This window comes from Pseudahrensia aquimaris (genome assembly GCF_042676045.1).
GTDB lineage: Bacteria > Pseudomonadota > Alphaproteobacteria > Rhizobiales > Rhizobiaceae > Pseudahrensia > Pseudahrensia aquimaris.
The window spans coordinates 451,245-464,476 of the sequence record NZ_JBHTJV010000009.1; the positions used below are offsets into that span (position 1 = coordinate 451,245).

Sequence of the window (13,232 nt, forward strand, 5' to 3'; positions counted from 1 at the left end):
CGTGTGCAGCTTAGATGACGGTGCGAACGGGAATGCCCGCGCGCGCCATATGAGCCTTGGCTTCCCCTATCGTATAGGTGCCAAAATGAAAAATCGACGCCGCAAGCACGGCACTTGCGTGGCCGTCTGTTACCGCCTCAACCAGATGGTCCAGGTTGCCTGCGCCGCCTGATGCGATGACGGGAACGGAGACGGCATCTGCAATGGCGCGGGTAAGCGGCAGGTTGTAGCCGTCTTTCGTTCCGTCGCGGTCCATTGAAGTGAGCAGAATTTCGCCCGCACCTTTTTCCACCATCAGCATAGCGAATTCGACCGCGTCGATGCCTGTTGGCGTACGCCCCCCATGGGTAAATATTTCAAAACGACCTTCAGATACCTGCTTGGCATCCAGCGAAGCCACGATGCACTGATTGCCAAACTTGTCCGCGGCGCGGGCGATCACGTCCGGATCGTTCACGGCTGCGGTGTTGAACGAAACCTTGTCTGCACCTGCCAACAGCAGCTTGCGAACATCCTCCGGCGTGCGCACGCCCCCGCCGACAGTCAGCGGCATGAAGCAATGTTCCGCCGTGCGGGAAACCACATCGTAAATCGTCTCGCGGTTGTCAGATGAAGCCGTGATATCGAGAAAGCAAAGCTCGTCTGCACCAGCCGCATCGTACGCTTTCGCAGCCTCAACGGGATCGCCTGCGTCGACGAGATCGACAAAGTTCACGCCTTTGACGACACGCCCGTCCTTCACGTCGAGGCAAGGTATAATGCGGGTTTTCAGGGTCATGCACCTGCTCCCAAAACCGCTAGCGCCTCTGTCGGGTTAATGCGGCCATCGTAAAGCGCACGGCCCGAGATGGCACCTTCAAGCACCTGCGCATCGGGCCGCATCATGCGCATTATATCGTCCATGCCGGCAAGGCCACCGGATGCGATGACGGGGATTTGTGTTGCGCGGGCGAGGTCCAGCGTGCTGTCCCAATTGATGCCGGCCAACACGCCGTCGCGGTCAATGTCGGTGTAGATGATCGCGCTCACGCCAGCGTCTTCGAAGCGGGCAGCCATGTCCTTGACGGTCAGTTCCGATGTTTCCGCCCAGCCTTCCACCGCTACCTTGCCGCCCTTGGCGTCGATGCCGACGGCGACTTGGCCCGGAAATTTAGCACAAGCCTCGCGCACCAAAGCAGGGTCGCGCACTGCTATCGTGCCGAGGATGACGCGGGCAATGCCCTTGTCCAGCCAATAGGCGATGTGGTCGAGCGTGCGGATGCCGCCGCCCAGTTGCACGGGGTTGGTCGTGTTCGCCAATATCGCTTCCACCGCTGTGCCATTCACAGCCTCGCCCGCGAACGCCCCGTCCAGATCGACAACATGCAGCCAGCGAAAACCTTGGTCTTCGAAAGCTCGTGCCTGCGCGCCTGGGTCTTCGTTGTAGACGGTTGCCTGATTCATATCGCCCAGCTTCAGCCGAACGCATTGGCTGCCCTTCAGATCAATTGCGGGAAACAGGATCATGCGGGCGTCCATTTCAAAAAATTCGTGATCAGCGCAAGGCCCAACGTCTGGCTCTTCTCTGGGTGGAACTGCGTGCCCACCATGTTGTCTTTTGCAACGATGGCCGTCACGGCCTGTCCGTAATGGGCGGTCGCCAGCAAGGCGGCTTCATCGCGCAGAGCCATGTGGTAGGAATGAACGAAATACGCATGTAAGCCATCTGCGCCCAGCGCGATGCCGTCCAGCAACGGGTGTGGACGCACAGGCTCCAGAGTGTTCCAGCCGATCTGAGGAATTTTCAGCGCTGCATCGTTCGGCTCCATCAGCACGACGTCACCGTCGATCCAGCCCAGCCCATCGGTGGTGACCTTTTCCAGCCCGCGGACGCTCATCAATTGCATCCCCACGCAAATGCCGAGAAACGGCGTGTCGCCATCGCGCACTTTCTCATGCAGTACGTCTACCATTCCCGGCACGGCATCCAGCCCCGCGCGGCAATCGGCATAGGCACCGACGCCCGGTAGCACGATCCTGTCAGCAGCACGCACGGTTTCCGCTTCGCTGGTGAGAATGATTGCAGTATCAAGCCCAGCCTCACGTGCGGCGCGCTCAAACGCTTTCGTGGCCGAGCGTAAATTGCCGGAGCCGTAGTCGATGATAGCGACGCGTTCGGTCATGGGGTCGGATCCGCCGCTGGCATACCGATCTGTGGCAGCCGCGCCACGGCGTCGCGCCGCGCCTGCATTTGCTTTGCCACGAAACGCGCGAAGGCCGTCTGCTTGTCCTTGGCCTCAACCACATCCACCAACTCATAGCCCTTGCGACGCAGTTTCGCGCGGCGCAGATCGTGACCTTCCAGCCAGAGGTATAGCCCTGGCAGGCCCGAAAGTGCGAGGCCAGCGGCGGCGTAGGGCGTTGCCAGCAAGCCGCCAATCAGCATCATGGCGAAAAGGTAAAAGCCGAGTTCCAGCCAGAGCTTATGCCAGACCAACCACGGCAGCGGAAAGACGATGGCCCAGAACGAAAGGCTGTCGGGCAAGACTTCCACCGCGTCGAAGCCATCTTCCCGCTCAGGCGCAATCTGTGTTCCGATTGGTTTGTGAAATGTGTAGATGCGCATGGCTTTAGCCGCTTAACGTGCCTTTTGTGGAAGGCACCGCATCGCCCGTGCGCGGGTCGCTTTCGCAAGCGGCACGAAGTGCGCGGGCGACAGCCTTGAAGCACGTCTCAGCAATGTGGTGGGCGTTTTCGCCATAGTGATTTTTCACGTGCAGCGTAATGCGCGCACCTTGTGCAAAGGCCTGGAAGAACTCGCGCACCAATTCAGTGTCGAACGTGCCAATTTTCTCACGCGGAAAATCCACATGCCACACGAGAAACGGGCGTCCGGAAACGTCGATGGACGCGCTCGTCTTCGCTTCGTCCATCGGCAGGTCTTGGCTTGCATAGCGGCGGATACCGCGTCGCTCGCCCAGCGCCTCGTTCAAAGCCTGCCCCAGCGCCCAGCCGCAATCTTCGACCGTATGATGATCGTCAATATGCAGATCGCCCTTGGCTTTCACCTTCATGTCGATCAGCGAGTGCTTGGAGAGTTGCTCCAGCATGTGATCAAAAAAGCCAACGCCAGTGTGGATATCGAACGTCCCGGTGCCGTCGATGGAAATTTCCACCGCAATATCGGTTTCGTTTGTGGTGCGGGTAATGCTGGCCGTGCGTTGCATGTAATTTCTCTTTGGCAAGGGCTGCAAAGCGCCGGACTCTGGCCCGACGCGGGCTGTCATACAGGCGCTTGTCACCCTTGCCAACAGGCTTGCTGATCGGGGTGTGCGCATCGGGCATTTGTAATCGAGAATTTGTGCCATACATATTGGCGCAACGAGGGTCGTCTTGCCTGACGAAAGGAAGACGGCCCGCCTTCACGTTTGGAGTTACAAAGTGAGCGAACAACGATCTTCTTTCGTGCCGGAAGTGCACGCAACCACCATCGTTATGGTCCGCAAGGGCGGCAAAGTGGTGATCGCCGGAGACGGCCAAGCCTCAATGGGCAACACCGTGATGAAGGGCAACGCCAAGAAAGTGCGCCGCCTTGGTAAAGACGGGCACGTCATTGCAGGCTTCGCTGGCGCAACCGCTGACGCTTTCACCCTGTTGGAGCGGCTGGAAGCCAAACTGGAACAATATCCGGGCCAATTGACCCGCGCTGCCGTTGAGCTTGCCAAGGATTGGCGCACAGACCGCTATCTGCGCCGTTTGGAAGCGATGATGCTGGTGGCCGACAAAGACGTCTCGCTTGTCATCACTGGCGTGGGCGACGTGTTTGAACCCGAACACAACGTTGCAGCGATTGGATCTGGCGGCAACTTCGCGCTCGCGGCGGCTCGCGCATTGTTTGATGAAAAACACGACGCGGAAAAAGTAGCCCGCAAGGCGATGGAAATTGCAGCTGATATCTGCGTTTTCACCAACGGCAATCTGGTGGTGGAAACCATTGACGGTGCTGCTGAAGACGCGACCGACACCAAGAAGAAGAGCAAATAAGCCCCATGACAGATTTTTCCTTGAGCGCCTCTTTCTCCCCGCGCGAAATCGTCTCCGAACTTGATCGCTACATTATCGGCCAGAACGACGCCAAACGCGCCGTTGCTGTTGCTATGCGCAATCGCTGGCGGCGTCAGCAATTGGAATCGCCCATGCGCGAAGAGGTGATGCCGAAGAACATTTTGATGATCGGCCCCACGGGCGTCGGTAAAACCGAAATTTCACGGCGTTTGGCGAAACTCGCCGGTGCGCCCTTTATCAAGATCGAAGCGACCAAATTCACCGAGGTCGGTTATGTTGGCCGCGATGTGGAACAGATCATCCGTGATCTGGTGGAAACCGGCATTGCGTTGGTGCGTGAGCAGAAGCGCGAAAAAGTGAAGGCCAAGGCCCATATCGCAGCGGAAGAACGGGTGCTCGATGCGTTGGTGGGCGACACCGCCAGCCCTGCCACGCGGCAATCATTCCTGAAAAAGCTGCGCGAGGGCGATCTCGACGACAAGGAAATTGAGGTTGAGGTTTCCGACACGGGCTCCCCACTCGGTGGGATGGAAATCCCCGGCATGCCCGGTGGTGGCATGGGCATGATTGACCTGGGCGAGATGATGTCAAAGGCGATGGGCGGACGCACGAAAAAGCGCAAGACCACGGTCAAGGAAAGCTACGAACTGTTGATCGCGGAAGAGAGCGACAAGCTGCTCGATGATGAGCAGGTCGTAGCTGAGGCCATCGAGGCGGTGGAGAATAACGGCATCGTGTTTTTGGATGAGATCGACAAAATCGCGGTGAGCGAAAACGTTCGCGGCGGGTCCGTCTCCCGCGAAGGCGTGCAACGCGACTTGCTGCCGCTGGTTGAGGGCACGACCGTTGCCACGAAATATGGGCAGGTGAAAACCGACCACATTCTGTTCATAGCTTCTGGCGCCTTCCATGTTGCTAAACCATCGGACCTGCTGCCTGAACTTCAGGGTCGTTTGCCAATTCGTGTGGAATTGCGGGCGCTGGAGAAAGACGACTTCGTGCGGATTTTGACCGAAACCGAAGCCAGCCTCATCAAGCAATATGTTGCGCTGATGGGCACGGAAGAACTGACGATCAATTTCACCGACGACGCGATTGAGGCCTTGGCCGATATCGCTGTGGAGTTGAATTCGTCAGTCGAGAACATCGGTGCGCGGCGGCTGCAGACGGTGATGGAGCGTGTGCTGGATGAAATTTCGTTCGACGCACCGGATAAGTCCGGCGAGAAGATCGAGATTGATGCAGCCTATGTGCGCAAGAATGTGGGCGAGATGGCCAAGGATACCGACCTGTCGCGTTACATCCTTTAAGTCATCAATTCCTGCACATGGTCTGCTATGGCGAGGCAGGAACTGAGTCCTGGTGATTCAATTCCTGCCAAAACCGTCAGACCTGCTAGATTGTGATGGTCCTGCGTAAAGAAAGCGAAATCGGCACTCGGGTCGGGCTGGCCCACAAGTTTGGGGCGGATGCCGGAATAGTCCGGTTCAAGTGATCCATCCGCCAATGCAGGCCAATATTTGCGCACCTCGCCATAGAACTTGTCAGCCCGTCGGGGGTTTACCTCGTAGTCGAGCGCATCCACCCATTCCACATCCGGCCCGAAGCGCGCTTGTCCGGCAAGATCAATTGTCACATGAACTCCCAAGCCGCCCGGCTCGGGAACGGGATAAATCAAGCGGCTGAAGGGCGAAGCGCCGTTGAGGCGGAAGTAATTGCCTTTCGCAAAGAGCTTCTGTTTCGGCATCAAAGCGCCCAAGCCGCTTTTGTGCAGCAGGTCTGCCACGTGCAGTCCAGCCGAAACGACGACCTCATCGCAGGTTACAACAGTCCGATCGGCATCGCCGCAGACAAGCGAAAAGCCACCGCCATCCAGCGGGTCGATGCGCTCGACCGGCGTGTTGAACGCGATTTGGCATCCGTGGTCCTGTGCTTCGCCCTGCAGCGCAAGCATCAGGCCATGGCTGTCGATGATGCCGGTGGAAGGGGAGTGCAAAGCCGCCACGCAAGAAAGCTGCGCTTCCATTGTTTGCGCTTCGTCCGGTCCAATCAGGCGCAGATCATCAACACCGTTCGCGGCGGCCCGGCGCGCGATGTCTTTCAATTCCTCAGTCTGATTTTCGTTCGTTCCCACAATCAGTTTGCCGCAATTGCGGTGAGCGACGTGACGGGTGGCGCAATAATCATACAGCTTGTGCTTGCCATCGACACACAGACGCGCCTTTAGGCTGCCCTGCGGGTAATAGATTCCCGCATGGATAACCTCGCTGTTTCGTGCGCTCGTTTCGCTGCCTATCGTGCCGTGCTGTTCGACCACCAAAACATCGCGTCCGCCGGTGGCAAGCGCCCGCGCAGTGGCCAGCCCCACCACGCCGGCCCCTATGATGACGGTTCGAAAATCACTCATTGCGTAGTCAGATTGCCTCAAACGGCAGCTGTATGTTGAACAATGTCTAAAACACAGGCGGTTTTCAGCAAAGTATTAACCTCAGCTGTAACGCTTTGGCCGCAGAAGGCTGTGATTCACCAATGGTTAAAGGCCGCGTGGTGGATTGCCCTCACCTAATTACAGGGTGGGACCATAACAATGAAAAAGACTACAGAAACAAACGTTCCCCAGGCAGCACTTGAAGGCAGCATGCGGGACTTTCGCGTAATCAGCGGTGACAATCTTGTCGAGCGTTGTGATCAATTCTTCAACTGGCAGGACACGCGCCGTCAAAGCGGCACATGGCCGTTTTCACGCGCAACCGAACAAGGCCCGGCTGCAAGCTGTGCTGTTCGTGACGATACCGGCGTTTTGGCGGAAGGCGTCAACTTCGCCTCGCAAGACTATCTGAGCCTGTCGTCGCATCCAGCTGTACACGAAGCCGCTCAGGCCGCTATCCGCGACTTCGGCGTTCATTCGGCAGGCTCGCCTGCTCTGGTGGGCAACATCTCAACTTCGATCATGCTAGAGCGTCGCATTGCGGACTTCCTGCAAATGGAAGAAGCGATCCTTTTCCCAACGGGCTGGGCCGCCGGCTTCGGCGTGATTAAAGGCTTGGTGCGCTCGTCCGACTATATCGTTATGGACGCACTCTCTCACGCATGCCTGCAAACAGGCGCGCAGGCTTCGACGCGCAATGTGCTGCTCTATCGCCACAACAACCTTGAACATTGCCGCGAGCGTCTCGCTTCGATCCGCGCCAAGGACACTGAAAACGCCATCATGTTAGTGACGGAAGGTCTGTTCTCGATGGACAGCGACACGCCGGACATCGAGGGTCTTCAAGAATTGGCCAACGAATACAACGCGACGTTGATGGTTGATGTTGCGCATGACTTCGGCAATCTCGGTGAAGACGGCTCCGGTCACATTGGCATCCAGAACATGCTGGGCAAAGTCGATCTCGTGATGGGCTCGTTCTCCAAGACGTTCGGTTCTAACGGTGGTTTCGTTGCTACCAACAGCCGCGCCTTGAAAGAATATTTGCGCTTCTATTCGCCTTCCTGCACGTTCTCCAACGCCATGTCGCCGATACAAATCGCGACCGTTTCCAAGGCGCTGGACATTATCCAGACGCAAGAAGGCAAGCAGCTGCGCGAAAAACTGATGATGAACGTCCTCAGCTTGCGCGAGAAAATCCGTGAGCGCGGAATGGATGTCTATGGCGACCCGTCTGCCATCGTTGCCGTCAAAACCGGTGATGAAGGCTTGGCCCGCATGACAGCCCGTCTTCTGCCGCAGGTTGGCCTGTTGGCAAACCTGGTTGAATTCCCGGCCGTGCAAAAAGGTCAGGCTCGTTTCCGTCTGCAGGTTATGGCCAACCATTCCGAGCAGGAAATCGAAGCCGCAGCATCGCGTATTGATTACGCGATGAACATGGCGGGCCATCAGCTCGAATTGGTCAACAAAGGCGAGGCGGCCGAAACGCCGGTTGCTTTGGCCAGCTAATTCAAGCCCCGTGGCTTGAACAAGAAATGCGCCATGCCGGCACTATGGTTCCGGCATGGCAGCCAATTTTTCGAAAGCGGCCTGCCGTTGGGGAAGGCGGCGTTTGGAGAAATGATTTGAATTTAAACCGAAATCTAACGAATTCGGATCACGATGGCCCAGCAAAATGGGTGGTGGGGACACGATGACCAACAACAAGCTGATCAACTGGTTCATTCCAGCCGATAAAATTCGTGGCCGCACGAATGTCGAAATGGCGCGTATCTTCGTGTTCACTCACTTGTTTGGCCCCCTTATCGCCCAACCGATGGCGATCTATCTCTTTATCTATGACAGCCCCGATTCTTGGCCCCTCTGGGTCATGGTTGGTGCCATTTGTTCGTTCTGGGCGCTTGCATTCATGCTGCGCTTCACCGGCAATATGATGCTGTGCACACTAATGTCGTTCCAGGGGCTGACCACAGCATCACTGTTCGGCACATTCCATTACGGCGGATTTTCCTCGCCTTTCTTGCCGTGGCTTATTGTGAGCTTGCTGCTCGGCTTCTTCTATCTGTCGAAGCGGGTGAAGCTGGTTTTGGCGTTGTTCATCTTCGATGTCGTGGTATTCTTGGGTGTTTTGGCCTATTTCGGCTTCCCAACGCGCGTGCCAATTGAAGATCTGCGGATGCTTGGTTGGCTGTCGATTGCGGCTGCCACTACTTATATGTGGTGGATGGCGCTTTACTACGCTCGCATGATCGCCATGCGTTCCGAACTGGAATTGGAGGCGGAACGTTACCTGCAAGCCTCTTCGGAATTGCAGCGCACACGGAAAATCGCGGAAAAAATCAACCGCAATCGCTCAACCTTCTTCTCCAAGATGAGCCATGAGTTGCGCACGCCGCTGAACGCCATCATCGGCTATTCGGAACTGCTGTTGGAAGACTGCGAAGAACGTTCAGGCGACAACAAGCAACGTTTGAAAGATATCACCCGCATTAACACTGCCGGTAAGCACCTTATGTCGCTCGTCTCCGAAGTGTTGGACAACGACACGATGGAAGATGACCAGACCCGCGTAGATATTACTTCTTTCACGCTGGGCGAGCTTTGTGATGACGTCGTTGCGAACGCTTTGCCGCTGGTGGAGAAAAACAACAACGAATTTGTCGTTGATTGCCCACGGCCCAATGATGTCGTGACAACCGACCGTCAGAAACTTCAGCAAATGCTGATTAACCTGCTGTCAAATGCCGGTAAATTCACCGAGAATGGCACCGTCACCCTACACGCTGCAATCGATGGCGGCGTGGCAGAAGACCGACTGCACGCCAACGTCTCCGACACGGGCATCGGCATCTCGCAGGAAAGCCTCGGCAAACTATTTGACCAATACATTCAGGCGGACTCGACCATTTCCAACCGTTTTGGCGGCACAGGTATTGGTTTGTCGATCTCACGCAAATTCTCGATTCTTCTCGGGGGGGCGATCAACGTATCGTCAACACCAGGCAAGGGTTCGGTCTTTTCCATCGACATTCCAGCAAGACTGGATCCTGCTGATGTAGAGCAGAACGACGCAAGAATTCGAAACTCAGAGCAACTTGAAGACGCGGCATACCTTGGTGGTATGAACCCGTCTTTCGCCTGACCCATGTAACGAACTGAACTAAGAACCGGGGCCTAAAATGTCGACCAACCCATCGCTAAATGCGCTTCAACCGGACGGACAGCCGAACACCGAGGCCGAAGCAAAAATTCGCGTTTTGGTCGTCGATGATGTGGCCGATAACCGTGAAGTGCTGACCCGCCGTCTTGAGCGCCGCAACTTTGAGGTTGTTGAAGCTGTGGGCGGATACGATGCGCTGAAAAAAATCGAAGAGCAGAGTTTTGATTGCGTGTTGCTCGATATCATGATGCCGGACCTCAATGGCCGTGACGTGCTCATCAAGCTGCGCGAGCAATACAACGAGCTTGAATTGCCAATTATCATGGTCAGCGCCAAAAGCCAGAGCGAAGACGTGGTCGATTGTCTGGACCACGGCGCTAATGACTACGTGACCAAGCCGGTCGATTTCCTTGTCGCGCTGTCTCGCGTGAACGCGCAGGTTCAGCGAAAACGCGCAGCTGATAAAGAGCGTTTCGACAAAGAAGCGCTGGCGCGCCAGACTGTTGAGCTTTCTTCTACTGTCGAGGAGAGCAAGGCCCAATTGCGCCGCACAAGCGCGGAACTTGCATTTGAAACCAAACGCCGCGAACGTACCGAAGAAGAACTGAACTTCCTCGCCTATCATGACTCGCTGACGACATTGTTAAACCGCACGGCGTTTGACGATGCTCTTTCGCACGCTTTTGAAAGCATGGAGAGCAGCGACTTAGAGCCGGCCTTGCTGTTTATCGATCTGGACGGGTTCAAGGCGATCAACGATCTACACGGGCATAAGGTCGGTGACGTGTTGTTGCAACAAGTCGCCGAGCGACTGCGCGAAATTTTGGGACCGCAGACGCCAATTGCACGTCTTGGTGGCGATGAATTTGCAGCTATTGTTATGGCCGAACAACAGCCGGAAGTGGCAGTGCAACTCGGCGAAGAAATCGTGACGGCGATGACCAAGCCGTTCCTGATAGATGACCGCAATTGCGAAGTTGGCGTCAGTTGTGGCGTGGCGCGCGCCAATGCTTGCGGCGATGATCTCAATGCCATGATCAAGAGCGCAGACCTCGCGATGTATCACGCGAAGGCCAGCGGCCGCGGTGGCGTTGTGCTGTTTGAATCTCAGATGCTGGTCGAGCGCGAACAACGCCGCTCTTTGGAAATCGACCTCAAAGCTGCAGTTCGCAATGGCGATTTCCAATTGTTCTATCAGCCGCTGATCGACGCCCAGACCCGCAAGATCACTTGTTTTGAAGCCCTGCTGCGCTGGGATCACCCGAGTCGCGGCATGATTTCGCCGGAAATTTTCATCCCCTTGGCGGAGGAAATGGGGCTGATCATGCCTCTCGGTGATTGGGTTTTGCGCCAAGCATGCACTCAGGCCGCGACATGGCCGGAACACATGCGCATTGCGGTCAACCTGTCGCCGCTTCAGTTCCGCAATCCATCGCTGATGACCACAATCATGAACGCGCTGGCGACTTCCGGCCTCGCGCCGAACCGTCTGGAACTTGAGATCACGGAATCGGCACTGTTGTCGACCGAGGAACGAAACACCGAAATTTTGAATTCATTGCGTCAGCTTGGCGTGCGTATTTCAATGGATGATTTCGGCACTGGCTATTCGTCGCTCGGCTATCTGAAGCATTTCCGCTTCGATAAGATCAAAATCGACAAATGTTTCATTCAGTCGATCCAGGAAGACGACTGCAATGCTGCCATCGTGCAGGCAATTGTCGAGCTATCCGCTGGAATTGGCATGTCGACCACCGCCGAAGGGGTGGAGACGGCAGAAGAGCTGGATTTTGTTACCAAACAGGGGTGCACCGAGATTCAAGGCTATTTCTTCAGCCGCCCTCTGACATCCAAGGACGCGCAAACCTTTATCGACGCGCAAACCTAGCAATATCACGGCAAAGCGGGCCCACGCGATTAAACCAGATCATCAATATCCTGATCGGTCAGCGTGGCGGGAACAACTGTAACCGGGATCGGGAAAATTGCGCCCGTGCCAGCAACCGACGAGACGAGAGGGCCGGGTCCGTCGTTGTCGTCGCCTGCTGCCAAAATAAGCAATGCGATATCGGGGTCTTCTTCGATCAATGCCACGATTTCATGAGCTGGCGGGCCTTCGCGGATAACCGTTTCCGGTGATTTGCACCCATCCTGAATGGCAAGGTCGGCATATTTGGCAAGCGTTGCTTCGGCCTCTGCGCGGGCTTCCGAACGCATGACCTCCTCTACGCCCAGCCAGTGCTGGAAGTCAGCGGGAGCAATGACATAAACCAGAATGAGATCCGCGCCGATCGCCGCTGAACGACGTGCCGCATAGTGAATTGCCCGGGCGCATTCCGCCGTATTGTCGGCCACCGCAAGAAACTTGCGATTGTGACCTTCCTGTCTGACTTGTCTTTTCGTAACCATCGAGGGTTCGCCGCATTCTTATGAACTGACGGTGAGACTAAACCCGTCCGCCGATGAAACCAACGATTTCTTTCACATCTGCCAGTGTCTTGGACGCGATGGCGCGGGCGCGGTCTGCGCCTTTGGCAAGGATGACGTCGATTTCTGCTGGATCGCCTTGCAGGCGGTTCATTTCATCAGCGATTGGGCCAATTTTAGCGACCGCCAGATCGGCAAGAGCAGGCTTGAAGCGAGAAAACTCCTGACCGCCATATTCGCTCAGAACATCTGCCTTTGTGGCTTCACAAAGCGCTGCGTATAGTCCGACGAGATTGTCAGCCTCCGGACGGCCTTCCAAGCCTTCTACCTCTGAAGGCAGCGCATCGGGATCCGTTTTGGCCTTACGAAACTTCTTGGCAATCGCATCTGCGTCATCGGTCATGACAATGCGTGACAGGTCCGACGGGTCGGATTTCGACATTTTCTTGGTCCCGTCCCGCAGGCTCATAACCCGTGCTGCTGGGCCGCCTATAATTGGCTCGGTAAGCGGGAAATAGCCGTTCACATTTTCGTCGCCTACCTGCATGGGCACGCCGATGCCAAGGTCCGCGATGCGTGCGGAATAGTCATTGTTGAACTTCTGCGCGATGTCGCGGGTTAGTTCCAAATGCTGTTTCTGGTCTTCGCCCACAGGCACGTGGGTGGCGCGGTAGGTGAGAATGTCCGACGCCATAAGCGTGGGATAGGCGAACAGGCCAACAGAGGCTTTCTCGCGATCCTTGCCTGCCTTTTCCTTGAACTGTGTCATGCGGTTCAACCAGCCCATGCGGGCAACACAGTTAAAAATCCACGCCAGTTCTGCGTGTTCGGCAACTTGGCTTTGGTTGAAAACGATGTGCTTTTCCGGGTCGATGCCGCTGGCGATGAAGGCTGCTGTCACTTCACGAATATTGCGCTGAAGCTCTGCTGGGTCTTGCCACACAGTGATGGCGTGCAGATCGACAACGCAATAGACGCAGTCGTGGCTGTCCTGCAGGGCGACGAATTTTTTAATTGCGCCAAGATAATTGCCGAGGTGGAGATTGCCCGTGGGCTGAACGCCTGAAAAGACGCGTTCTGGTATCGTGTTCATGATTTTGGACCCGATTGGCCGAACGGTTTGGACGCGCTCGACAGGTTGATATTTCACGCGCTCTCTTGGGCCAAATTGCG

General features: G+C 56.3%; 13 protein-coding genes. 5 read left to right on the forward strand and 8 right to left on the reverse strand.

What is annotated here, in order from left to right:
• Positions 1–10: 10 nt before the first annotated feature.
• The 5 genes from hisF to hisB are packed head-to-tail and all read right to left on the reverse strand — an operon-like array spanning position 11 to position 3,206.
• Positions 11–778, reverse strand: coding sequence for an imidazole glycerol phosphate synthase subunit HisF (hisF, locus tag ACFQ14_RS10915; RefSeq protein WP_377212762.1), 768 nt, complete (start codon positions 776–778; stop codon positions 11–13).
• The gene (gene hisA, locus ACFQ14_RS10920; protein ID WP_377212763.1) at positions 775–1,506 is read right to left on the reverse strand and encodes a 1-(5-phosphoribosyl)-5-[(5-phosphoribosylamino)methylideneamino]imidazole-4-carboxamide isomerase; all 732 of its coding nucleotides are present in this window, start codon (positions 1,504–1,506) and stop codon (positions 775–777) included. Before hisA ends, hisF begins: the two co-directional genes overlap by 4 nt.
• Positions 1,503–2,162 (reverse strand): imidazole glycerol phosphate synthase subunit HisH, encoded by a 660-nt coding sequence (gene hisH, locus ACFQ14_RS10925; RefSeq protein WP_377212764.1) that lies wholly within the window; start codon positions 2,160–2,162, stop codon positions 1,503–1,505. Before hisH ends, hisA begins: the two co-directional genes overlap by 4 nt.
• On the reverse strand, positions 2,159–2,605 hold the full coding sequence (locus ACFQ14_RS10930; RefSeq protein WP_377212765.1) for a DUF2628 domain-containing protein: 447 nt from the start codon (positions 2,603–2,605) through the stop codon (positions 2,159–2,161). Before ACFQ14_RS10930 ends, hisH begins: the two co-directional genes overlap by 4 nt.
• A gap of 4 nt (positions 2,606–2,609) precedes the next feature.
• Positions 2,610–3,206: an imidazoleglycerol-phosphate dehydratase HisB gene (hisB, locus tag ACFQ14_RS10935; protein ID WP_377212766.1), complete on the reverse strand. Its 597-nt coding sequence runs from the start codon at positions 3,204–3,206 to the stop codon at positions 2,610–2,612.
• A gap of 247 nt (positions 3,207–3,453) precedes the next feature.
• On the opposite strand from hisB, the gene hslV reads away from it, so the two are divergent.
• Positions 3,454–4,023 carry an ATP-dependent protease subunit HslV gene (hslV, locus tag ACFQ14_RS10940; RefSeq protein ID WP_377212955.1) on the forward strand — a complete coding sequence of 190 codons (570 nt, stop codon included), beginning with the start codon at positions 3,454–3,456 and terminating at the stop codon, positions 4,021–4,023.
• Between the two features lie 5 nt (positions 4,024–4,028).
• Positions 4,029–5,354: an ATP-dependent protease ATPase subunit HslU gene (hslU, locus tag ACFQ14_RS10945; protein WP_377212767.1), complete on the forward strand. Its 1,326-nt coding sequence runs from the start codon at positions 4,029–4,031 to the stop codon at positions 5,352–5,354.
• On the opposite strand, the gene ACFQ14_RS10950 is transcribed toward hslU, so the two are convergent.
• A complete protein-coding gene (locus ACFQ14_RS10950; protein ID WP_377212768.1) occupies positions 5,351–6,451 on the reverse strand; it encodes an NAD(P)/FAD-dependent oxidoreductase in 1,101 nt (366 codons plus the stop codon). The genes hslU and ACFQ14_RS10950 overlap by 4 nt on opposite strands.
• Positions 6,452–6,631: 180 nt before the next feature.
• Between ACFQ14_RS10950 and ACFQ14_RS10955 the strand changes: the two genes are divergently transcribed.
• The 3 genes from ACFQ14_RS10955 (at position 6,632) to ACFQ14_RS10965 (ending at position 11,520) form a co-directional block, all read left to right on the forward strand.
• Positions 6,632–7,981, forward strand: a complete 1,350-nt coding sequence (locus ACFQ14_RS10955) for an aminotransferase class I/II-fold pyridoxal phosphate-dependent enzyme (protein WP_377212769.1) — start codon at positions 6,632–6,634, stop codon at positions 7,979–7,981.
• A gap of 184 nt (positions 7,982–8,165) precedes the next feature.
• On the forward strand, positions 8,166–9,614 hold the full coding sequence (locus ACFQ14_RS10960; RefSeq protein WP_377212770.1) for a sensor histidine kinase: 1,449 nt from the start codon (positions 8,166–8,168) through the stop codon (positions 9,612–9,614).
• Between the two features lie 37 nt (positions 9,615–9,651).
• Positions 9,652–11,520 (forward strand): putative bifunctional diguanylate cyclase/phosphodiesterase, encoded by a 1,869-nt coding sequence (locus tag ACFQ14_RS10965; protein WP_377212771.1) that lies wholly within the window; start codon positions 9,652–9,654, stop codon positions 11,518–11,520.
• Between the two features lie 29 nt (positions 11,521–11,549).
• On the opposite strand, the gene ACFQ14_RS10970 is transcribed toward ACFQ14_RS10965, so the two are convergent.
• Positions 11,550–12,041: a universal stress protein gene (locus ACFQ14_RS10970; RefSeq protein ID WP_377212772.1), complete on the reverse strand. Its 492-nt coding sequence runs from the start codon at positions 12,039–12,041 to the stop codon at positions 11,550–11,552.
• Positions 12,042–12,078: 37 nt separating this feature from the next.
• Positions 12,079–13,152 carry a tryptophan--tRNA ligase gene (gene trpS / locus ACFQ14_RS10975; RefSeq protein ID WP_377212956.1) on the reverse strand — a complete coding sequence of 358 codons (1,074 nt, stop codon included), beginning with the start codon at positions 13,150–13,152 and terminating at the stop codon, positions 12,079–12,081.
• Between the last annotated feature and the right edge of the window lie 80 nt (positions 13,153–13,232).